Source organism: Micromonospora arida (assembly GCF_042873195.1).
Lineage (GTDB): Bacteria > Actinomycetota > Actinomycetes > Mycobacteriales > Micromonosporaceae > Micromonospora > Micromonospora arida.
Genome location: NZ_JBIALC010000004.1, coordinates 200,747 through 222,808, shown reverse-complemented (window position 1 = coordinate 222,808; position 22,062 = coordinate 200,747). Strand labels below are relative to the sequence as shown.

The 22,062-nt window shown below is 74.3% G+C and carries 11 protein-coding genes; 8 read left to right on the top strand and 3 right to left on the bottom strand.

Annotated elements, in window-relative coordinates; all coding sequences use genetic code 11:
* The first annotated feature begins 1 nt into the window (after position 1).
* Positions 2-1,225: an iron-containing alcohol dehydrogenase gene (locus ACFYP0_RS15150; RefSeq protein WP_355493363.1), complete on the top strand. Its 1,224-nt coding sequence runs from the start codon at positions 2-4 to the stop codon at positions 1,223-1,225.
* Between the two features lie 235 nt (positions 1,226-1,460).
* Here ACFYP0_RS15150 and ACFYP0_RS15145 read toward each other — a convergent pair whose 3' ends face one another.
* The gene (locus ACFYP0_RS15145; RefSeq protein ID WP_355493362.1) at positions 1,461-1,859 is read right to left on the bottom strand and encodes a hypothetical protein; all 399 of its coding nucleotides are present in this window, start codon (positions 1,857-1,859) and stop codon (positions 1,461-1,463) included.
* A gap of 214 nt (positions 1,860-2,073) precedes the next feature.
* On the opposite strand from ACFYP0_RS15145, the gene ACFYP0_RS15140 reads away from it, so the two are divergent.
* The gene (locus tag ACFYP0_RS15140) at positions 2,074-2,229 is read left to right on the top strand and encodes a hypothetical protein (protein ID WP_355493361.1); all 156 of its coding nucleotides are present in this window, start codon (positions 2,074-2,076) and stop codon (positions 2,227-2,229) included.
* A gap of 50 nt (positions 2,230-2,279) precedes the next feature.
* Here the strand turns inward: ACFYP0_RS15140 and ACFYP0_RS15135 are convergent, their stop codons facing one another.
* The gene (locus ACFYP0_RS15135; protein ID WP_355493360.1) at positions 2,280-2,777 is read right to left on the bottom strand and encodes an anthrone oxygenase family protein; all 498 of its coding nucleotides are present in this window, start codon (positions 2,775-2,777) and stop codon (positions 2,280-2,282) included.
* Entirely contained in the window at positions 2,774-3,631 is an 858-nt protein-coding gene (locus tag ACFYP0_RS15130) for an NmrA family transcriptional regulator (protein ID WP_355493359.1), read from the bottom strand. Before ACFYP0_RS15130 ends, ACFYP0_RS15135 begins: the two co-directional genes overlap by 4 nt.
* Positions 3,632-3,733: 102 nt before the next feature.
* Between ACFYP0_RS15130 and ACFYP0_RS15125 the strand changes: the two genes are divergently transcribed.
* From ACFYP0_RS15125 to ACFYP0_RS15100, 6 genes are all read left to right on the top strand, one after another.
* Entirely contained in the window at positions 3,734-4,693 is a 960-nt protein-coding gene (locus tag ACFYP0_RS15125) for an AraC family transcriptional regulator (protein ID WP_355493358.1), read from the top strand.
* Between the two features lie 212 nt (positions 4,694-4,905).
* Entirely contained in the window at positions 4,906-7,218 is a 2,313-nt protein-coding gene (locus tag ACFYP0_RS15120) for a hypothetical protein (RefSeq protein ID WP_124862550.1), read from the top strand.
* 3 nt (positions 7,219-7,221) lie between these two features.
* Positions 7,222-16,449: a DUF6603 domain-containing protein gene (locus ACFYP0_RS15115; RefSeq protein ID WP_386996363.1), complete on the top strand. Its 9,228-nt coding sequence runs from the start codon at positions 7,222-7,224 to the stop codon at positions 16,447-16,449.
* Complete coding sequence (locus ACFYP0_RS15110) at positions 16,446-17,594, top strand: hypothetical protein (protein ID WP_386996361.1); 1,149 nt, start codon at positions 16,446-16,448, stop codon at positions 17,592-17,594. Before ACFYP0_RS15115 ends, ACFYP0_RS15110 begins: the two co-directional genes overlap by 4 nt.
* Positions 17,591-18,571 (top strand): hypothetical protein, encoded by a 981-nt coding sequence (locus tag ACFYP0_RS15105; protein WP_386996358.1) that lies wholly within the window; start codon positions 17,591-17,593, stop codon positions 18,569-18,571. Before ACFYP0_RS15110 ends, ACFYP0_RS15105 begins: the two co-directional genes overlap by 4 nt.
* The gene (locus tag ACFYP0_RS15100) at positions 18,568-21,960 is read left to right on the top strand and encodes a hypothetical protein (RefSeq protein ID WP_386996356.1); all 3,393 of its coding nucleotides are present in this window, start codon (positions 18,568-18,570) and stop codon (positions 21,958-21,960) included. The genes ACFYP0_RS15105 and ACFYP0_RS15100 overlap by 4 nt, the downstream gene beginning before the upstream one ends.
* Positions 21,961-22,062 lie beyond the last annotated feature (102 nt).

The window sequence follows — 22,062 nt, the reverse complement described above, 5'->3', positions numbered from 1 at the left end:
CATGCTTGAGACCGTCCGCGGACCACGCCAGCTGATAGTGGGCGAAGGGGTCGCGCAGAACATCCCCCGAGTGGTGGCCGAGAGCGGCTCGCGAGTCCTCATCGTGACCGACCAGGTTCTTCTGGGGCAGCCGGGCGTGGCCGAAATCGTGGCCGCCGTGCGGGAAAAGGTCGAGGCCGTCGAGGTGTTCTCCGACGCGACTCCCGACGTGCCACTCTCGGATGTCGCCCTGGCCGTGTCGGTCGCGGCCAAGGTGGACGCGGACGTGATCCTCGCCATCGGGGGTGGCACGGTGATCGACCTCGCCAAAATCGTCGGCGTCATCCGGCGCCACGGTGGGACGCCGCGCGACTTCTACGGCGAGTCGAAGGTGCCGGGGCCGACGATTCCTCTCGTCGCGGTCCCGACGACGTCCGGCACCGGCTCCGAGCTCACACCCGTCTCGGTGTTGACCGACCCGGACCGCGCGCTGAAGGTGGGGGTTTCCAGCGTCCACATCGTTCCCGACTTCGCCATCGTCGACCCCGAACTCACCTACACCTGCCCTGCGACCGTCACCGCCCACTCCGGCATCGACGCGTTCTGTCACGCCGTGGAGAGCTACACAGCGCGGCCCCGGGCCCACGGACCGCGCGACCCGGTGGAGCAGGTGTTCCTCGGCCGCAACCCGATCACCGATCACTACGCGCTCCGCGCCGCGGAACGGATCGCCCGGAGCTTGCGCCGTGCGGTCAGGGACGGAAGCGACACGGACGCGCGCGCGGACATGTCCTATGGATCCATGCTCGCCGGGATCGCCTTCTCCCACGCGGGCAACGCCGCCCCGCACGCTCTCCAGTACCCCATCGGCGCAGCCACGCACACGCCACACGGCCTGGGCGTCGGACTGCTACTGCCCTACGCGCTGGACGCGGCCAGGGATGCCATCGGCGACCGGTTGGCCATCCTCGCCCGGGTGTGCGGGCTCGACGTTACCGACGCCTCCGATGCCGAGGCCGCAGATGCGTTCCTCACCTGGCTCGACGGGCTCCTTGCCGACATCGGCATCCCTCCCACCTTGGCGGACATCGGCGTGGCACGCACCGACCTTCCGCGCTTCGCGGAGATGGCCAGTGGTGTCACCCGCCTGATCCAGAACCACCCGGGCCCCAGCGACACCGCCAGCCTGACCGCGATCCTCGAAGCGGCCTGGACCGGGGACCGGACCCGGCACGCCCTGACTTGAAGCGCCTGCGCCGCCGGTACGCGGCGCAGTGGTAACTGGCCAGGCAGGGCGTGCTCCGAGCAGAGACAGTGAGCGGCCTTTTCACATGACGAGTTCCCTGCCCCACCCTGGGCGGCGAGCTGCTGCTCTTTGGCCTTCGACCTGGGAGCGCGGTCCGCTGTCGTCCGGGCTGGTCCACTGGCGTCCGCACCGATCGTCATTCAGTTAGCCGCCCGCCAGGCATGTCGCCTAATCGCTAACCGTCGGATCGAGTCACCGAACGCCAGGCGTCGAAGGCCCATGTGAGGTCGGCCGTGTCCGCGCTGATGAAGGTCGTGTCCAGGTATGTTCCGTCGATGAAGTTGAAGCCGTAGAGGGTGAACTTGACGTCGCCGTCTTGGCGGTAGAGCCAGGCGGCCCGATGACCGACACCGTCTCGGCCACCCTCACCCACCTTGCCTGTTGGGTTCGGCGGTAGCTCGGCATCGAGCGAGGCGATGATGTCGGCCCCGTTGGCGCACCGCCACGAACCTCCTGGCCCGACCCACATCGTACGGCCGGGTGCACACCACGTCGTGACGCCGTCTTTGGCGGAACCCCGTGTCCAGGTATCAGAAAGCTCGATCGACCAACCATCGCCCAGAGACCTCTGCACGTTCCAAGTGTGCCCCCACGGCCTGGCGCGGTTCCTCGATCGGCCACGGGGTACACGAGAAGAGAAGTGACTCTTCGTCCCCGAAGGAACGATCAGTCGTCGATGAGCCGCGAGAGCGGCGGCCCGAACGGTCCGCCGGCGTTCACCCTCGTCCGCCATGGTTCCTGGCGGCAGAGGTGCGGCGCCTCAAGCCTGAGGTCGGTAACCTCGCGCCGTGACGTCTGCCGAAGGCAGCCACGCCCTGATCGCGGCGCTTAGCGTCAACGGATCCGTCGGGCTTGCCAGGGTCGAGCACGGACCGTGGCAGTTCATCGTCGTCCTGCCCGGCCACGGATTTCCCCTGATCGCTCGCGCAAGGGCCGACCGGTAGCACCGGCCGCCACCGCCGGACAGCAGGCGGCGCAGCAGACGCCGTCGAACTCACCTGCCCGAGAGGTAGACCCCGAGACCAGCCAGCAACAGGCTGATCAGGCTGGCGCCGGCGCGTAACGAGTTCCACCACGTCCAGGCGGACGAGTAGGAGGCCCACACCCGGGCCGCCTCCGCAGGATCGGTCGGCACGCCTGCGGCGTCGAGCGTCTCGTTCATCGGCACGTTGACGACCACCGTCGGGATGAACGCGCCCACCAGGTACACCCCCGCGGCCACCAGGAACAGCACACCCGCCGACCGCTTCCCGAGGATCAGCAGGAACACACCGGTCACCGTGGCGGCGACGAGCGGGCCGAAGAACGTGACGAAGAACAGCGGATTCTGGATCCTCTGGTTGATGCTCGTCATGGCCCGGATCGCGGTGCCAGCGTCGGCGGCGTTCAGACCGGGCATCACCGCCACCGAAAAGGCGTAGTAGACACCGGCGATCGCACCCGTCACCACCAGGGTCACCGCCGCCGACCAGGCAGCCAGGGTGGCGTTCATGCCCAGTCTCCACCGAGTGACGTGTCCCATGCACCAGCGGCGGCGGCCTCCCGGGCGTAGTCGGTGAAGTCGCGCGGCCTGCGGCCCAGCGCCCGTTGCACACCATCGGCGAGCTGCGCGTTGCGGCCGTCCAACACCTTGCCGAACAGCTCGGTCAGCACCGCCGTGAGCTCCGCCGGCACGTCGTACCCGGCCATCACGGCGGCGTACTCCTCGGGCGAAACCGATCGGTAGCGGATCTCCCGCCCGAGCGCGTTGCCGATCTCCGAGGTCGCCTCGGCGAAGGTGAGAAGTCGCGGGCCGGTCACCTCGTAGAGCTGCCCCGCGTGCCCGTCGTCGGTCAGCGCAGCGACCACGATGTCGGCGATGTCGAGGGCGTCGACGAACGGCTCCGGCACGTTCCCTGCCGGGAGGACGACCTCGCCGCCGCGTACCGAGTCGGTCAGGAAGTCCTCGCTGAAGTTCTGGCTGAACCAGCTCGCCCGCACGATCGTCCAGGCCACTCCGGAGTCCTGGACCACCCGCTCGCTGAGTTTGGCCTCCTCCTCGCCCCGGCCGGAAAGCAGAACCAACCGTTCGATCCCGCCGGACACCGCCTGTTCGGTGAACGAACGGATCGTCGCGAGGGCATCCGGCGCGACCAGGTCCGGGTAGTACACCAGGTAGACCGACGAAACCCCGTCCAGTACGGGTGCCCAGGTGCGCTGGTCGGTCCAGTCGAACGGCGGCTCGCCGGAGCGGGAGCCGACCCGTACCGGCCGGTCGAGTTTGGCGAGCCGGTCCACCACCCGGCGGCCGGTCTTGCCGGTGCCGCCCAGTACGAGGATTGGCTGCTCATCAACGGTCTTCGTCATGGCAACAGTCAAGTCGAGGGCGAGCGCACCGGGAATGGGCGAGACTCTCGATCGCATGTCCCGACGTCTCGACCGCCCACCTCACAGGGCTAACCTGAGCGCATGGATGCGCTCGCGGGGCTGCTGGACGGGCCGAGGGCGCGCGGTGCGTTCCTGATGCGGTCGGTGTTCGACCCGCCCTGGTCGGTACGGATCCAGGATCGTGCGCCCCTCACCCTGGTCACCATGCTGCGCGGCACGGCGTTTGTGGTGCCGGATCAGGGTGCTCCGGTGCCGCTACGCCCGGGCGATGTCGCGATCATCCGTGGCCCGGAGCCGTACACGATCGCCGACGACCCGGCCACGGCGCCGCGGGCAGTGATCCATCCCGGTGAGTACAGCACCACGCCCACCGGGGACGAGTTGTGCGAAGTGATGGACCTTGGTATCCGGACTTGGGGCGAACGCGCTGACGGGACGGCGGTGCTGCTCAGTGGCACGTACCAGTTGCAGGGCGAGGTCAGCCAACGGCTGCTGAGGGTCCTGCCCCATCTCCTGGTGCTGCCGGCCGGAGCACTGGACAGCCCGCTCATCCCGTTGCTCGGCGACGAGATGACCAAGGACGAGCCGGGGCAGGATGTGGTCCTGGACCGGCTGCTCGACCTACTGCTCATCGCCGTACTTCGGGCCTGGTTCTCCCGGCCCGAGGCGGCGGCGCCCGCCTGGTACCGAGCGCACGGCGATCCGGTGGTCGGCAGGGCGTTGCGACTACTGCATGACCACCCGGCAAAGCCCTGGACGGTGGCCACCCTCGCGGCCGGCACCGGTATCTCGCGGGCGGTGCTGGCCCGCCGGTTCACCGAACTGGTCGGCGAGCCTCCGATGGCGTACCTCACCAACTGGCGGCTCGCGCTGGCCGCCGACCTGCTGCGCGAACCGGATGCCACCGTCGGCGCGGTGGCCCGTCAGGTCGGCTACGGCAGCTCATTCGCACTCAGCGCGGCCTTCAAACGGGTACGCGGTCTCAGCCCGGCCGAACACCGGCAGGCCATCGGGTCGCCTGACGTCACTCCAGTGGGATGAACGTGCCGAGGCTGCCCTCCTCTGCCTTCACTTCGCAGAGATAGCGCGGGCGGCTCGGCGATCTGGCTCCGGCGGATGAAGTCGCCGCTTGCCGCGTCGCGTGACCAACCATCGCCAGCGCCAGGTCGGGTGTCCGACAGGCACTGCGGCGACCTATCTCCGCAGCGGCCCTGCGTCTACGCTCTGCCACAAGGCGAGCGCTGGACACCGCTATGCGAGTGGAGGCGGAGCGATTGGCGAAGCTGAGCGAAGCCGAACGCAACGTGCGGTTCTGGCCGGTCGAGTTGGACGAGCCGGGGCTGGTTCTCGGCCTGCCGCCGGCCACACCGAACCCGTCGCAGGGATCCGGGCTGCCGTTCGGTGCCGCCGCAGAGACCCGGGCCTACGCACTGGTCGGCCCACAAGCGACGATGACCGGGCTGGCCGAGCGGTTCCTCGAGACCGTGATCGTTCCGCTGACCGCCAAGCTGCCCGCCGACAGCCCGTTCAAGGCCGTGCCGGACCGCTCCAGCCTGGCGAGGGCGCTGGCGCAGGTGTGCGCGACCACCGTCAGCGCGCAGGAGAGGTACGTGCTGGAATGGCGGACCGGCACACTCTTCCCGCTCCCGATGCAACGGTCGGCCACCGGCTGGCTGGTGTTCCTCGACAAGATCCAGCAGGTGCCGGCCGGCAACCTGCTGGTGCCCGACCCGACCACGGTGCCGGCCGGCGACCTCGTCGGCCCGACCGCGATCACGCCGGTGCGGGACCCGGAGCGGGAGGCGCAGCCGGAGCCGCCCTCGGCGCTGACCGCCCAGGTGACCGCGCTGATCGGCGGCAAGACCCCGGAGCAGGTCGCCACCGCGCTGGCCCACGATCTGCTGGACAACCCGTACGCGACCTGCCTGCGGGTGGTCGAGGCGCTGATCCAACTGGAGGCCCACGCGGCCGCCGACGGCAAGAAGTTCGCCGCCGCGATGGTCGCCGCGATGCTACCGCCGCAGCTGTCGGCGCTGGCCGCCACGACCGGGGGCAACGCGGTCCTGCGCCGGTGCTGGGCGCGGCTCACCTCGGCCGACCCGATGTTCGAGCCGGCGTCGCAGGCGCTGGACCTGGTGGTCCGGACGCCGGCGCAGGGCACCACCCGGCGGGAGTACTTCACACCCCAGCAGCGCCGGCCCGCCGTCGTGCCGATCGAGCCGCCGCTGACCAAGGATCAGACCACCGTCAATGGCCACGTGGTCGGCGGCATCGCCCTCGGCCGGCGGCAGACGTACGGCTGGACCGATGCCTTCTGGCCCGGGCCCTTCGCCCCCGGCGTGGTCGCCGTGCGGGTGTTCGACACGGCGCACGGGGCCGGCGTGCCGTGGCCGACCGGCGCCCGCCCCGACCTGATCGCCGCGCGGCGCCACGTGGTTGCGACGATCGGGCCGATCGAGGGGCAGATCGACGCCGTCCGGCTGGCCGACACCGCGCTGCTGTCGATCGGCACCCAGCAGTGGTCGTTCCACGTGGACAACGAGGGGACTGTCCTGCTCGAGCACTTCCGCCGGCGGGCCCCCGACCACTACGACGTGTTCTTCGGCATGTACGGCCTCGGTCTGGCGGTGTGCGACGCGACCGGCCGGATCAGCGCGGACGAGCCCGTCGTGTCGTCCCAACCGGATCGGGAGGTGCCGGCCGACGCGGTGCGGGCCGCGAACCCGCACGCGTTCACCGCCGGCGCCGCGAACGCCGCCCGGGACTACTACCCGACGTTCGTCACGATGGTCCAGGCCCGGCCGGGCGGTGACCCGCTGGTGCTGGATGCGCCGACCGGCAAGGACCGCCGGGACACACCCCGGTTCGACTTCTTCGGCTGGGCGCGGTCGGGATCCAAGGGCATCGGGTCACCGGTGTGGGCCGCTCGCTGCACGATCGCCCTGCAGTCGTCGCAAGCGTTGCAGGAGAGTGAGCTGGCGGTCGCCGCCTTCCGGTTCACCAGGGTCCTCGACGACGAGCGGGTCTGGGCGGCAGACTGGACCACCGGGACGCCGACCGTCAAGGACCGCAAGCCGTTCAAGCCCCCGGTGTCCGGGCTCGGCGGAGCGCGCCGGGCGGCAGAGAACGGCCTTCGGGTCGCCGGGGGCTGCCCGGAGGCCGGCCACACGGTGAGCCAACTGTTCCCGTCCCAGTACGGCGCCGCGCTGCTCCTGGACGCGCACATCAACGCGCCGAACCACCAGAAGGCCGCGATCATGCGTGCCTGGCAGCGGACCGTGGACGCCTTCCTGGCCGAGGCCACGGCGCAGCTGACCGCCGAGACCGGCCAGGCGCCCACCGCCGACCAGACGCTGTCGCGGGCCGGCACGCTGATCCACGTCGGGGCCACCGAGCAGCTCAGCGAGCCGTTCTTGCGGCGGTTCGCGGTCAGCTACGCGAGCCTGCGCGGGTACACCGAGTCGGGCAGCCGGACCGTGGTCTTTCCCGACCGTAGCTTCGCGCTCGGGTTCGAGCACGACCTGCACCTGTCGCCGCTGACCGGCACGTTCACCGGCTGGGTCTGACCCATGACGAATCTGACCGTGACGGGTGAGCTGGGCCCGGTGGCCGAAGCGCTCGGCACCGCGATCGGTGTGCTGCGGCCGGCCGCCTCGGGGCTGGAACTCGACGCTGGCTTCTTCGCCGCTCCCGGCGAACGGATCGGCCGGATGCTGGCCGATCCCGAGCAGCGGGCCGCCACCGTACGCGCGATGGCGTTGCTGGTGCCGCCGGACGACATCGACGGCGTGGCCCATCATCGGCTCGTCGACACCGGCGGCGTCACGGTGTCCATCACCACTGTGGACGCCGGCGGGTCGGTGGTGGTCGGCCTGGCCCTCGTCCTGCCGGCCGAAAGCGGGACGCTCGAGCTGGCGGTCCCGCTGGTGTCCGGGTCCGGATCGCGGGTCACCGCCGTGGCCGGCACCGACGAGCACCCTGTCACCGTGACGCTCAGCAGCCACGCCGCCGACGGGACCGGGCTGGCGGTCCGCGCCGGATTGGCCGGTCCGGACCTGGCGGCGGACAGCACCGTCACCGTGGTCGTCAGCCCGGCCGGTGCCGATCCCGTGACGCTCGACCCGGCGGCCGGCACCGCGCCCGGCGACGCCATCCGGGCGCTGATCTCGCCGCTGGCCGGTCCGCCACTGGCCGGCGTACTGGGTCTGTCCGGCGGGGTGCCGCCGTTGCCGCTGGCGCCCTCGACCGATGCCTCATCGGCCTGGCGAGGCTGGCTGTCGGACTTGCTCACCGGGCCCGAGCCGCCGGTGCTGCAGTGGTCGGCCGACCTGCTGGCGCTGCTCGACGGACGACCGCTGCCGGCTGGTTCCCCCGCACCGGCTCCGGGTGAACCGCTCGACCTGACGTTGCGTCGACCGGGCGGCAGCGCCCCCGGGTTCGGGCTGCGGATCGGGGTGGAGGACGGTCCGCGGGCCACCGCCGCAGTGCGTACCTGGTTCGACGGCCCGGCCGGCACGCTCACCGCCGAAGCGGCCCTGGCCGGCATTCCGCTGGCCGGGACGGCGCCGGCCACCGTCGGCGGATCCTGCTCGGTCACTGTGACGACGCCGGGCCGGCTGTGGCCGCCGGCCGACGGACACGACACGGAGCTGCGGGTGGGCACGCTGGTGGCCGGGCTGGCACACGGGCCGGCCGGTGTGGTTCCGGTGCTGGCTCTCGGCGACGTGCACCTGGCGCTGCCCGGGTCCGGCGCCGTCGACGTGGACCACCTCGATCTGACCAGTGCCGACCTGGTCGAGTCGGTGGCCGGGGCCCTCGCCGACGTGGTCGCGGGCGGGCTGGGCCGCTCGGTGCCGGCGACCGCCCTGCTCCGGCTGCTCGGGCTGGCGCCACCGCCGGGGGTGCCGCCCGTCGACGCCGGTCTGCTGGCCACCCAGCCGGGGCGGGCGCTGACCGACTGGTACGCGGCGCTGCGGGAATCCCCGACCGGCTGGGCGCCGGTCGCGGCGTGCGGTTGGGCGCTGCTCGGCGGCGCGCCGCCCGGCGACGACCTGGATGCGGTCGTGGTGAGCGGGGCAGGCACCTCGGCCGACCCGTGGCGGGTGCCGCTCGACCACCTTCCGGCCGGCTCCTTCGCCGAGCCGATGGCGTTGTGTGTGTGGGACGGCGGCGTGGCCGGAGGGCCACCCCGGCTGTGCGCCGGTCTCCGCGTCGCCGCCACCGTCACCGTCGCGCCCGGTGCGCCGGCGGTCGAAGCCGATCTGCTGGTCGAGCTGCTCGGTGTGGACGTCGCACCGGCCGGCGCGGCGGCGCCGCGGCTGCTGTCGTCGGTGCACGCCACAGTGCGGACCGCGCCCGGGGCGCTTTCGCCGGTCGGTGACACCGTTCTGACGCTGGGGCCGCTGGAGGTCGCCGTCAGCTGGACGGCCGGGTCACCGCTGACCGTCCGGAGCACGGTGGGCGGCGTCACCGCCGGCGATGCCAGGCTCGACGCGATCGAGTTCCCCGGGCCCGTGCCGTCCTCCGGCGAGCCGGATCTGGGCCTGGCCGACGGGAACGCGGCGGTGCTGTGGACGGTCGCCCGGACGTTGGTCGGGGCCGCCGCATCGGCGATCGGTGGCGCCGGCCGGCTGGCCACCGTGCTTGCCGGCGCACGGGACGGGCCGCCGCCGGTGGACCTGCCGGACCCGGACGACGTGCGGTCCGGCGTGGGCGATCCAGCCGGGCTCGTCGGCGGCTGGCTGACCGGGATAGCCGTGGACGAGAGCGGCGTGAGCGCGGCGGGTCGCCCCCACCTGCTCGGCCTGCTGGCATGGTTGCGGGCGCTGCTCACCCGGCGACTGACCGGCGCTCCCGGCCGTTCGGTCGACCCGGCGGCGGACGACACCGGCGGCTCGGGGACGGCGGACACCCCGTGGTGCACACCGCTGCACGAGGCGGACCAGCCGGCCGTCGAGCTGCTGACGTGGATCTCCGGTGACGGGCCGCCGACGACGTGGGGCCCTCTGGCGTCGGCCGTGCTGTTCCCGGTGGAGTCGAGGACCTACGAGGCGGCGGGCGCGGTCGAGACCGGCGACGAGCCGGTCGAGGCCGAGGAACTATGGGCGTACGGGTCGGGCGACACGGTTCCGGACGGCCCGGACATCGTCACGGCGGTGCAGGCCCTGTCTGCCGCCGGAGGCATCGATCCGCGCCGCCTGGCCGGGTTGAGCGGCGGGTCGATCGACCGGCTCGCGAGCGTGCTGTCCGACGCCGACGGCGTCCTGCACGCCGGTGCTGCCGCGCCGCCGCCGGGCTGGGCCACCGCCACGCCCGTGCCGGCCTCGCACTGGGACCTGGTCGCGCACCCGGACGCCGCCGCCGTCGCTGCCGCGCACCTGCGGTCTGCTGTGGAAGGCGCCGATCCCGCCGGCTGGACGCTGATCGCGGTCGACGCGGGACTGACCGACCCGGGCGACTGGAACCCGCTGGCGGAGGCGCTGGGGCTGGGCCCGCCGCTGCCGGTCACCCTGCGGGTGCCCGGTGTGGAGCCGGCGCTGGTCGATCTCGGTGGGTTGACGCCGTCCCCGGCGTACGTGATCGACCTCGGCGACGCGGCCACCGCCACCTCGTCCGAGCTGGCCGGCCGCCTGGCGCACGCGGTGGACGGTATCCGAGCCGCCCGCGGCGTCGACAGGGTGATCCTTGCCGCGCACTCCTGGGCCGGCCTGGTGGCGTGCGACTGGGTGCGGGCGGCACCGGCCGGGGTGCTCGGCCTGGTCACCCTCGGCACCCCGTTCAGCGACCCCACCGTCGACGACGACGCCGGAGGCGCCCCCGGGCCGGCCGGCGTGCTGGTCGACCCGGACCTGGCCGGCACCGTGCACGCCGTCCGGGCGCTGTTCGCCGACCCGTCCGTCCTCGGCCCGCACGGGTACGTACTGCGCCGGCTGGCCGGCACCGTCACCGGCTGGCGGACCGGCGCCCCGGGGGAGCCGCCGGTGCCCCGGGAACCACTGACGCCGATGCTGGCCCGGGCGGGTGAGGACCGGGCCACGCCGCCCGAGGTGCCGGCGCTGGCCGTCCGCGGCGCCCTCCCCGGTGACCTCCGCCGCGACCTGGGCCGCGCGCTGTGGCGGCTCGGGCCCGCCGGCAGCGCTCCAGGGCCGATCCGGCAAGGGGTACGTGTCGGGCTCGACCTCGGGCCGGCCGCCGCCGACGAGGCCTCCGTCGCGCTCACCGTGCGGCTGGACACCACAAGCGACGGCGCGGCCGTCGAGGTCGGGGCGGAGCTCGGCAGTCCGGCGGGGTGGCTGGTCGGCGGGCCGCTCGGCGGGCCGGAGCGGGTCCGGTGGGCGGAGTTCGTGGCCCGGCGCGACGGCACCGGCACCCGCCTCGATCTGCTGATGTACGACACCGCCCAGGCGGGGGTGACCGCCCCCGTCGTGGGCCTGGCCGACCCGACCGGTCCCGCGCTGGCCGCCGCCGTGCTGACCGAGCTGGGAGTGCAGGCCGAGCGGGGTGGGCGGGCCGGTGTGCTGGTCGAGCTGCTGACCGCGCTGGATCTGGTCGCCGGCGCGGGTGCGGATCTGGCCCTGCTGCCGGACGGCATCGCGATGCTCCAGGACGACCGCGCCTTCGGTGGCGTGCTGGCGGCAGTGCTGGATCGTCCCGGCGGCGCGGCCGGGCTGCGGCGCGACACCGGCTCGCCGGACGGGCGCGGGCCGTGGCGCTACCACCACCCGGCGCTGCCGGTCGAACTCGTGGTCACGCCGGCCGATGTCACAGTCACGACCACCGGAGCCGGGCTGCCCGCCGGTCAGGACGGCCTGCTGACCGGCACCGCGCGAGTCACCCTCCCGGAGGAACCGACCGGCCGGATCGGCTGGGAGCTGACCGCCGGCGACACCGTACTGACCAAGGAGGCCGACGGCGGCGCCGTCCGGCTGCGCGGCCCCGGGTTGGAGCCTGCCGCGACGCTGCTTCCGCCCGACCCGGACCTGCTCGACCGACTGGCCGGACCGGCTGCCCGCACCTTCGCCGCGGCGGCGCTCGGCGCCGGCCTCGGCTTGGCCCGTGGCGGTGGGCCCATGCCCTGGCTCGGCGGCTTCCTCCGCGATCCGGGCGCCGAACTGTCCCGGCGGCTCGGCGGCGACGGCGCCGGCCCGCCCGATGCCGGGATGGTGGGCGCGCTGCTGACCGAGTTGGGCGCGCTGGTCGGCGGCGGAGGACCGTTGACGCTGCCCGGTGGGCTGGCCCTGTACGCCCGGGCCGGGCCTGGTGGAACGCTGCGGATCGGCCTGGCCGGCGACGGTCCGCTCGAGCTGGCCGGGCAGGGCGCAGCCGCGACGACGCTGGACGCCGATCTGTGGCTCGACGTCGATGCCACCCGGACCGCCACCCCGGGCGGTACCCTGCGGCTGCACCTGCCGTTGCCGGACGGTCCGTGGGAGGCCGTCGACGTGATCCTCGGCGCTGGGCCGGACGGGGCGACACTGGCGGTGACGCCGGGCGCGCTCGGCGCCACCATCGGCCTGCTGCCCGCCGTGTCCGGGCTGGACGCCCTACTCGGCGGCGGCGCCCGGCTGCTGCTCGCCGCGGTGCTGGACGAATTGGCCGACCGGCTGCCGGACTCGCCGGCGAGGACTGCCGCGCTCGGCGTCGCCGCGGCGTTCGGGCTGTACGACCCGGTGACCGGCCGGTTCGACAGCGCCCGACTGGCCGGCCTCGGCACCGACCTCACCGGCGCACCGCCCGACCTGCCCACCGCCCGTCGCCGGGCCGACGCGCTGGCCGCGGTGGCCCGGCTGCTGGCACCGGCCGCCACGGCGAGCAGTGTGGACGGCGTCGCGCAGCTCACTGCCACCCTCGGCGGCGGCGGCCGGTTGACGATCGGAACTGGCCTGGCAACCGGGCCGGCGACGGTCCGGGCCGAATTGGCCGGGGCGGTCGCCGGTGCGGCGAGCCTGGATCTCGACGTGTCCGCCGCCGGAAGCAGCCTGAGCCTGGCCGGCGCTCTGGACCTCGGCCGGGGCATGGTGCTCCGACCGCTGCTGACGGCCGAGTCGCTGCCCTCGCAACAGGCCGGCACGGTGACGGTGGATCTTCTCGCCGACGCCACGGTGGTGCTCCCGCTGGCCCCGCACCCGGTGCCGCCGACCGCCGCGCAGCAGCGCCGGCTGGCCACCCACCTGGCGGTCCCGCTGGCCGTCCGGGCACTGCTCGACACGGCCCACCTGGAGGATCCGCTGTGGAGTGGCGGGCCGAACGCCGGTGACCTGTTGGTGGCCGCCGGCCTGGCCCGCCGGCGGGGAGGCATCCTCACCGTCGCCGCCACCCCCGACCTGGCAACCGTGCTCGGCGGGCCGCTGCGGCTGGTCGCCGGCGCGTCCGTGCCGATCGTCGAGGGACTGGAGCTGGCCCTGACCCGCGATGGCACCCGGTACGGCCCTTCGCTGCGCGGCACGCTGGCCCTGAACGCCGGTGGGCCACCGGTGACGCTGCACCTGGGCATGCCGGCCGAGGTGCCGACCGACTGGGACGGCGCCGACGCCGGCGTGGCCGTCCTGCTGGTCGACGTACCGACCGGCGGCATTCCCGCGCTGGCGCCGCTGCTCCGGCTGGCCGGCACCGGCTTCGCGGTCACCGGCGAGCACGGCGCGCTGGTCGACACGCCGCTGGTGACGATCCGCACCGCGGGCCTGTTCGGACTGGTCGACGTGGACCTCGACGGCCGGGTCCGGCCGGCTGGCCCGGTGCACGGGGCGCTGCAACTGCTCGCCCTCGGCCTTCCGCTGCTCCCGTCCGAGGGCGGCGACAACCCGGTCGCCGCCTCACTGCTCGCCGCCACCGGCGGCGACCCGACCCCGGCCAGCCCGCCGGTCGACCTCACCCTGGCCAGCGGCGACGACGGCTGGACCGTCCGGTTCGCCGGTGAGCCAGCCCTGCGCCTGCCGGTGCAGCAGGGATTCGGCCCGCTGTACCTGGACGAGGTCGCGCTGTCGTACGAGTCGGTGGCGCACCGGATCGGCGTCGGCGTGTCCGGCGACGTGTCCGTCGGCCCCCTGATCATCGGGCTGGACGACCTCACCGTACGGGTTCCGCTGGCCACCGCCGGCGACCCGGCGAGCTGGCTGGTCGACCTGGCCGGACTCGCCGTCGCGCTGGCCTCGGACGTGATCGAGGTCTCCGGCGGGCTGAAGAAGCTGCCGTTGCCCGGCGGCGACGTCGAGTACCTCGGGGCCCTGTCGGTGACGCTGGCCGGGCGCAACCTGACCGCGGTCGGCAGCTATTCCCAGCCGCACGACGAGTTGGGCGAGTACACGTCGCTGTTCGTGTTCCTCAACGTGCCGATCCCGCTCGGTGGGCCGCCCTTCTTCTTCGTCCTCGGGCTGGCCGCCGGTGTCGGCTACAACCGGCGTCTGCTGGTCCCGGACGACCCCGCCGAGGTGCCGGCGTTCCCGCTGGTCGCCGCCGTCTCCGGGGACCTCGGCCTCGGCGACGACCCGGTGGCCGGGCTGCGGGCGATCGGCGCCGACCTGTCACCCGCCCGGGGCGCCTACTGGGGCGCGGCGGGGGTCCGGTTCACGACCTTCGGCCTCATCCAGGGCACTGCGCTGGCCTACGTCAGCCTGGACACGGGCGTCGAGATCGGGTTGCTCGGACTGCTCCAGCTCGCGCTGCCGTCCGCCGGGGCCGGCACCGTACTGTCGGTCGAACTCGGCCTGGCCGCCAGCTACAGCACCATCGACCGGATCATCTCGGTGCGCGCCGGACTGACCGCCGGCTCCTGGCTGTTCAGCGAGGACTGCCGGCTGACCGGCGGCTTCGCCTTCATGGCCTGGCTGGCCACGCCGGAAGTGCTGCTGAGCATCGGCGGCTACCACCCGCGATTCACCGTCCCCGACCACTACCCGGAGGTGGACCCGGTCGGCTTCGAGTGGATTCCCGGATCCGGCGTCAGCGTCAAGGGAGAGACCTACTTCGCCCTGACCCACAGCGCCGCGATGCTCGGCGGCAGCCTGGAGGCGTCCTACGACCGCGGCACGGTCCGGGCCTGGTTCGAGACCTCGGTCGACGTCATGGTCACCTGGGATCCGTTCACCTACCGGGCCGACCTGCACGTCGGCGTCGGCGCCTCGCTGACCATCCAGGCCTGCGTCTTTGTCTGCGTGCGGGTACGGATGAGCGTCGACGTCGGCGCCGACCTGCACATCGCCGGGCCGCCGCTGCGGGCGGTGGCCGGCGTCGACCTCGGCGTCACCTCGATCACCGTCGCGTTCGGCGATGAGGTGCCGCAGCCGTGGCTGAGCTGGGCGGAGGTCAGCCGCACCTATCTCGGCGGTGGCCGCGATGATCAGCCAGCCACGGTCACCAGCGTCACCGCCGGCCGGCTGGAGAGCACGGCGGCCACCGCGCCGGACGGGTCGGAAGCCGAGCCCTGGGTGGTCGGTACGACCTTCACCCTGGTCGTCGACAGCGCCATGCCGTGCACCGGGCTGAAGATCGAGGACTCCGCTGCCGGCGAGCACCGGCCAGCCGGGGTGGTGGCACCGTCCGATGTGGACGTTGTACCGGCCGGTCCCGACCTGGAATCGGTCACGGCGGTGCTGTCCGTCGCGATTTCCAAGCGCGTCGTCGGCGACTGGGAGCCGGCCACCACCGACGTGGTCGACAGCCTCGAGGTCACCGGGAGGCAAGGTCACTTCCCGGCGGCGCTGTGGGAGCAGGGCCGGGCCGACGAGCCGGCCGCGGCGATGCTGGCGGCGATCGGCGGGTCCCAGCTCGTCGCCGGGTTGACCGTCACTGAGCGCACCGGGGCCTTCGGCGACCACGCGACGGTTCCGTTGTCGACGCTGGTCGAGGAGCAGCCGACGTTGCCGCTGCCGCTCGGGCCGGCCGGCGGGCCGACCTGGCCGGGCCGGATCGAGCCGCCCGTGCCGAAGCCGGTCCCGGGGCGGCGCCGGACGACCCAGCCGCGGCTGCTCGGGGTGGGACGACGACGCGCGGCGGGGACGCCGTGGTCCGGTCGTGGTGCGCCCCGCGACGACCAACGGCGTGACGGGGACACCAGCGCGGTGCGGCTCGATCCCGGCGCGGCCGCCGTCTGGGACGTCCGTGACCTCCGGTTCGCCGACCTCGCCCTCGATCGCGAGGGGGGCGGGTTGCGCCTGATCGCGTTGACCGCCGGTGGCCGTCCACTCGTCGACCGCGCCGTGCCCGCCGACGCCGATCTGGCCGCACTGCTGCCGCCCCGCACCGCCAGGGTCGCTCTGTTGCCGGCCGGTGACGCCGATCCGGAGCAGGACCGGGCGGCCGGCTGGCGGTTGCGCGACGAGCTGATCCGGGTCGGGCCGGGCACCTTCCTGGCCGGTGACGCCGTGGTGCTCACCGCGACCCCGGTGCCGCCCGCCGGCCGCTACCCCGGTGCGGTCGCCACGGTGCCGGCCGTCTCGGTGCTGGCCGGTCAGCCGGCCACCACCACGGTCGTCCACAGCCCCGGCAACGTGCTGGTCGTCAAGTGTTCCGCCGGCGCCGACCCGGTGATCGACGTCCGCGGCGGCGAGGCCGGCCGGCTCCGGCGTGTCCCGGCCGCCGACGGCGCCCTGCTGGTGGTCCCGATCCGCCGTGCCGCCGGGCCGCTGCGCGTTCGGGTGTCCGGCACGGGGACGGCCGCCGTGCTGATTGTCGACGGTGGAGCACAGGCCTGGGTCGACCGGCTGACCGGCCGGCCCGGGCTGCCCCGTCCGGGTGGTACCGGAGGCAGTGCCGTCCGCGTCAATCTGCGTTCACGCATCCCGGGAGGGAGACCGACATGACCGAGACCCTCCCGATCGGGAGCATCCGCCTGTACGACAGCGTGGTGCCCGACATCACGGCCGGTGTCTACCGGGTGCGCTCGTCGCTCGCCGTCGCATCAGCCGATGACACGCTGGCCGCCCCGCCGGTGCACGACGCCTTCATCGAGGTGGCCGGCCCGCGGTTCGCCCTGTCGCCGTCCGATGTGGCGGCCGTCCACCCGGCGCCCGGCTCGATCGGCGCATACGGCCAGCGGCTGCCGCACATCGCGCTGACCCGCCGCACACTGCCATGGGAACGCCGGTTCAGCGACGGCACACCGTGGCTGGTCCTGCTCGTGGTCCGCCCCGACGAGGCCACCGTGCTGGCCCCGCGCCCCCTGCGCGAGGCCGTCGGGGAGCAGCACTTCGCCACCCTCGCGGCGGCCGGCGACATCGACGGCGACGGGCCGGACGTCGCCGTCCTGCTCGCCACCGATCCGATCACCCAGGCCGGGCTCCTGCCGGTGAAGGCCGATGTCGGCCTGCTCAGCCACGTCCGACAGGTGAACGTGGCCGACACCGAGCTCGCGATGGGTGACGACGACGGCTGGTTCGCAGTCGTCGTGGCGAACCGGCTGCCGACCGAGCCCGGTCCGTACACCGCCTGCCTGATCTCGATGGAGGGCCGGGAGGCGCTGCTGTCGGCCTCGGCCGCCACGCCGACCCCGTTCGTCGTGCTGCACTCGTGGGAGTTCGAGGTGGGCGCCGGAGGGCTCTTCGAGGTGATCGCGCGCGGGCTCGACGTCGACGCGCTGGCACTGCCCGGCGGCGCCGACCCACCCGTGCCGATCCGGCGGGTGGACCACGACGGGCACTCGCACGCCGCCACCTACCGCGGTCCGTTGCGAGCCGGGCCGGTCGACCCGGCGCGGCCACCCCGGACGGACGACGTGGGACGGGCCGCGGCCGCCGAGCTGGGCCGGTTGCTCGGCGGGGCGGACGGCCGGTTCCTGCAGGAGGTGGTCGGCTGGCACCGCGACATCGACCGGGCCGAGATCGCGGTCGTCAACCGGGTCGGCGTGGACGCTCAGCCACCGACCGGCCCGGCCCGGGTTCACGAGCTCCTGCGCCCGCACCGCGCCGATCCGGCCCGGATCCCCGACGCCGTCCGGGAACCGCGATGAAGGCGCTGGTCACCGACGGGCAGCTGCTCGACACGCTGGCCACCGCGCACCAGACCGGACTGGCGCCGACGACCGTGGTGGGCGCACCGACGTCCTATGTGTCGTCCCGCGTCGCGGCCTGGCGGCTGCTGCACGACATCCCGTACGCGTATCTGGTCCCGGACGACACGATGCTGCCGGCCGAGTCGATCCGTTTCTTCCACGTCGACCCGGCCTGGCTCGACGCACTCACCGAGGCCGCGCTGGGGCTGGGCGCCGATCCGCCGACCTGGCAGACGCGGGCACCGCGGGTCTTGCCGGCCACCCGCCGGGCCGTGCTCGGGTCGATGCGTCAGGTGCGAGACGTGCGCCGCGGACGGATCGTGGTCGGTGACGGCCCGAGCGACCTGCCGTGGCCACCGCCGGCCGGGCAACCGGACGAACCCGTCGAGGACCCGCCGGTCACCGGCTTCCTGCTGCGGTCGGCCCTGGTCTCGCGGTGGCATGGGCTGCAGGTCCGGGCCTGGACCACGGCCGCGGTGCCGTCCGGCGCCGACCCGGCCGAGCACGCGGCCGAGCACCCCGAGAGGGTGGTGCCGATCCTGCGACTGGAACGGCTGTCGCCCGGTGTGCTGATCGCGCTGTTCGGCGGCGTACCCCGGCTGGTCTGGCTGGAGGAACCCCATCACGGCGTCCAACTCGGCGTCGACGTGGCCGCCGCGGTTCCGCACCTCCCGGCCGGACCACGGACCGAGTCCGGCCGGGAGATCCAGCGACCGCACAGCGTCGCGGTGCGCGACGAGGAGGGCCAGCCGACCGGCCAGGTGGTGTCGGTGCCGATGCGGGCCGGCGCGCGGCCCGGTGTGGTGGACGTCAAGGAGTTGGCTGCGGCGCTCGACGCTGCCCGACCGCTGCCGGCGCCCCGCGGGGGCGCCGGGATGAGCCTGGCGCTGCTGCAGCCACCCGCCCGTCAGCGCTTCGCCGGGGGTGCCCGGTGACCCGCCTGCTGGTTCCGGTGCAGCTCGACGTGCTGGTGGTCCGTGACGAGCACGAACGCTGGGCGACCACGGCGATGACCCAGCCGGTCGCCGGCGCCGGAGGACCCCGCCGGCAACGGCTCGCCCCGGAGCCGTTCACCGAGCTCGCCGACGGCCGGCCGCCCGGCGCCCACCTGCACTGGGCCGTGCCCGACGCGCTGACCCGGGCCGGCCGGGACGCCGTCGAACCGGTGTTCCCGGTATTGCCGGACCGGTGGCTGGTGGTCCGGCTCAGCGGCCCAGCCACCGCGCCCACCCGTACGGTGCGAACCTGGCTGTTACCGCCGGGGAGCGGATCGGGCCTGCCCGGGCCCGGACCGGGCCTGCCGGACCTGCCCGACATCGAGCTGCCGGACCTGACGCCGCCGATAACCGCACTCGGTCCAGGAGACCCGGCCTGGACTGCCGCGTACGACAACGTGCTCGGGCGGTTCGCGCTCTACGACGACCTGCTCGACGTCGGCCGCGCCGCGCAGTCGATCGCCTACCTGGTCTGCGGCTGGTACGGCCGGGCCGGCGCCGACCCGCTGACCGGGGCGGACGAGGCTCGCTTCTGGACGTTGCTGGAGGAGTTCGGGTGGAGCCTCGATCCGCGGTCCTCCGGTGCCGATCCGGTGCCGACATCCTGTCTGTTCCACGGTTCGGGGGTCGCCATCGGCTGGCCGCAGCCGCGCTGGCCGGGCGGCGGTGACCTCGGGGCCGAGGCCGAGGCCCGGCCGGTGCCGGCGGAGGTCGTGGTCGCGGTGGGCGACACGACGGCCGCGGCGGTGGCGACGCTGGCGCTGACCGCCGAGGACGGTACGGAGGGCGGGCGCCGTGACCGGGACGAGGCGTCCGGCATTCCGGGCGGCCCACTGCTACACCGGCTGACCGAGAGTTCCCTGCTCAGCGCCCCCGACCGGCTCGATCTCCCGGACTGGCCGGCCCGGCTGGACGCGGCGCTGCACCGGGCCCGGTTCGGTCACCGCCCGGGGCGCCCGGTGACGGAGGTGGTGTGGCAGCCGTCGCCGCCCTCCGCCCCGGTGGTCGACAGCCCTGGTCCGGGCGGCCCTGGCCTTCCCGGGCCGGTGCCGATCCCGGCGCCGCACGGACGGCTGGTCGAGGTCCGCCGGCCCGGACCGCGTACCTGGCACGCCAAGGATCCCGTGGTCGTGCTGCAGGGGGCGGGCCGGGGATTCCGGCACGGTGGCGACGGCCGATACACCCCGACCGGGCACCTGGTCTGCCGGACCACCGTCACGGTGCTCGGCGTCGGCATCCCGCCGAAGCTTGGCCTCGGCGCCGAGGCTCTCCCGGACGACCCGCTGGCCGGTCTGCCGGTGCCGGCACCGGACTGCGCGAACCTGCTCGTCGAGCTGGCGGCGACGGACCCTGGCTCGGCCCCGGACCTCGCGTCGGCGCCACCGGGCCGGCCGAGCCTGCTGGCCGCGGCCAGGGCCCGGCTGTGGCTGCTCCGCGACCCCGACGCGCTGCCGAGCGGCGGCCTGACCGGCGTGACGGTGGTGGGCGCGCTGCCGTCGCCCCTGGCGCTGACCCCGCCCGGCCGCCCGTGGGCGCCGTTCCGGCTCGACTGGTCGCTCGGGTACGTCCCCTCACCGGGCGGAGTGCACGACTGGACGCTCGATGACCTCGACTTCGTGCCGGCCGGTGCGGCGCCGGCCGGCAAGCCGACCCATCTGCTCACCGGGTCGACGGTCCTGACCGCGAACGCCGCCACGATGGCCGAGCAGAACACGCCGCTGGACCTGCTGTCCGGTTCCCTGGCGGACCTGGCCGCCCGCCTGCGCGGCGACCCGCTGGAGCCGGTCGTCCGCGAGCGGGGAAGTCCGGTGGCCGACCCGCCGGCGCCGGCCGCCCCGGAGGACTTCGTCGCGGTGCGGGCCGGCGCCCTGCGACTGCTGCGGCTGCGGGTGGTGGACGGCTGGGGGCGTTTCGTCGACCTGGTCCCCGGCCCGGCCCCGATCGTGCCCAGCCCCGGTGTCGAGTCCCCCGGCCCGCCCGGCCTGCTGGCGTTCCCGCCCCGGTTCACCGCGCCGGCCCGGGTGTCGATGCGGTTCACCGACGGCGCCGGTGGGACGGCCGAGGCGGTCGACGGCACAGCTCCGATCGCGGGTTACCTGCTGGCCAGTCCGCTCGACGGCAGCGTCGAGCTGTTCGACGCGGACGGCGGTGGTCTCGGCCGGCTGCGGCCCGACCCGGTCGCCGGGACGGTCTGGGAGGCCGAGCCGGGCACCGCGGCCCAGGTGGGCGGTGGGCCGGACCGTGACGTGTCGAACACAGTGCTGGCCGCCGTGGCCGATCGGGTGCTGGCCGCCGACCGGGGGCTGCGTGCGTTGCCGGCCCACCTGCGTACGCTCCCCGCTCTGGAAGCGCTGCGACGCGTTCTCGACGTCACTCGAATGACCGTGGACGAGGTGGGCGCGACCGGCACCGAACACCTCGGGCTGCTCCTCGGGCATCCGGTCGCGGTGGTCCGGGCCCGGCTCGCCATCGAGGTGGAGGATCCGCGCCGGCCTCCCGCACTGGCCGTCACGGCGCTTCCCGTCCGGCTCGGCGTCCTCGGTCACCTGCAGGACGGCCTGCTCGGTGCCTTCGTCGCCGACGAGCACGGACGCCTGCTGGTGGTCGACCCGGCGGTGGCCGACCTGGCCGGGGACGGCGACACGCTACCCGCCTACGTGAACCCCTCCGGCACGTTCACGGTGCAGCCGGGATCGCCGGTGATGCTGACTCTGCTGATGGTGCCCGGCTCGCGGGTGCACGTGACGACCGGGCTGCTGCCCCGCAAGGCGGTCACGCTGGAACGGTCCTGGACCGCCCCCGCCCTGGCCCGGATCTCACCGACCGTCCGGCGGGGCCCCGTCCTCCGCGATCCGGCCGTGACGCGGCTGCCGGTTCCCGGCCGGGTCCGCGGGTCGTGGTCCTGGCACCGGCGAGCCGATCCGTGGACGTGGATCGGCGACGAGGTGGTGCCGGCGACCGCCGAGGCGTTGCCGCCGACCGGACCGCTGGAAGCCAGCGACGGCTGGTTGCGGCTGAACCGCGGACCGGATCCCGACTACGGGGCACTCCCTCTGGACGTCACGTGTGTCCGGACCGTTCTGATCGACGGCGTCCGGACGGTGGTCGCCGTCGGCGTGGACAATGCGGACGGCAGCCACGTACGGGTGCCGGTCGCCCAGGCCGCCGGACTGTTGGAGGTCCGCCGGCTCGGGCTCCGGGCCCGGCGTCCGTCCGGGCCGCCGGTGCCGGTGCGGGTGATCCGGCGGGCCGACGGCTCCCGATCGCTGCGGGCAGTGGAGGACGGCGTGGACGCCCTGCTCGCCCTGCCGGAGTGCCGGGACGGCTAAGGCCTGTTTCATCAGGGCGGTCGAGGCGAGGCGGAGTCCGGGCGGCGATCCGGCAAGGCGCGGTTTCGGCGGGCCGGCGGGCGAGCTGGTCGGCGCGCTCCA

Excerpts from the sequence above, each read along its gene's own strand:
- ACFYP0_RS15150 (WP_355493363.1), top strand. The coding sequence starts at position 2 with ATGCTTGAGACCGTCCGCGGACCACGCCAGCTGATAGTGGGCGAAGGG.
- ACFYP0_RS15135 (WP_355493360.1), bottom strand. The coding sequence starts at position 2,777 with ATGAACGCCACCCTGGCTGCCTGGTCGGCGGCGGTGACCCTGGTGGTG.
- ACFYP0_RS15130 (WP_355493359.1), bottom strand. The coding sequence starts at position 3,631 with ATGACGAAGACCGTTGATGAGCAGCCAATCCTCGTACTGGGCGGCACC.
- ACFYP0_RS15125 (WP_355493358.1), top strand. The coding sequence starts at position 3,734 with ATGGATGCGCTCGCGGGGCTGCTGGACGGGCCGAGGGCGCGCGGTGCG.
- ACFYP0_RS15120 (WP_124862550.1), top strand. The coding sequence starts at position 4,906 with ATGCGAGTGGAGGCGGAGCGATTGGCGAAGCTGAGCGAAGCCGAACGC.
- ACFYP0_RS15115 (WP_386996363.1), top strand. The coding sequence starts at position 7,222 with ATGACGAATCTGACCGTGACGGGTGAGCTGGGCCCGGTGGCCGAAGCG.
- ACFYP0_RS15110 (WP_386996361.1), top strand. The coding sequence starts at position 16,446 with ATGACCGAGACCCTCCCGATCGGGAGCATCCGCCTGTACGACAGCGTG.
- ACFYP0_RS15105 (WP_386996358.1), top strand. The coding sequence starts at position 17,591 with ATGAAGGCGCTGGTCACCGACGGGCAGCTGCTCGACACGCTGGCCACC.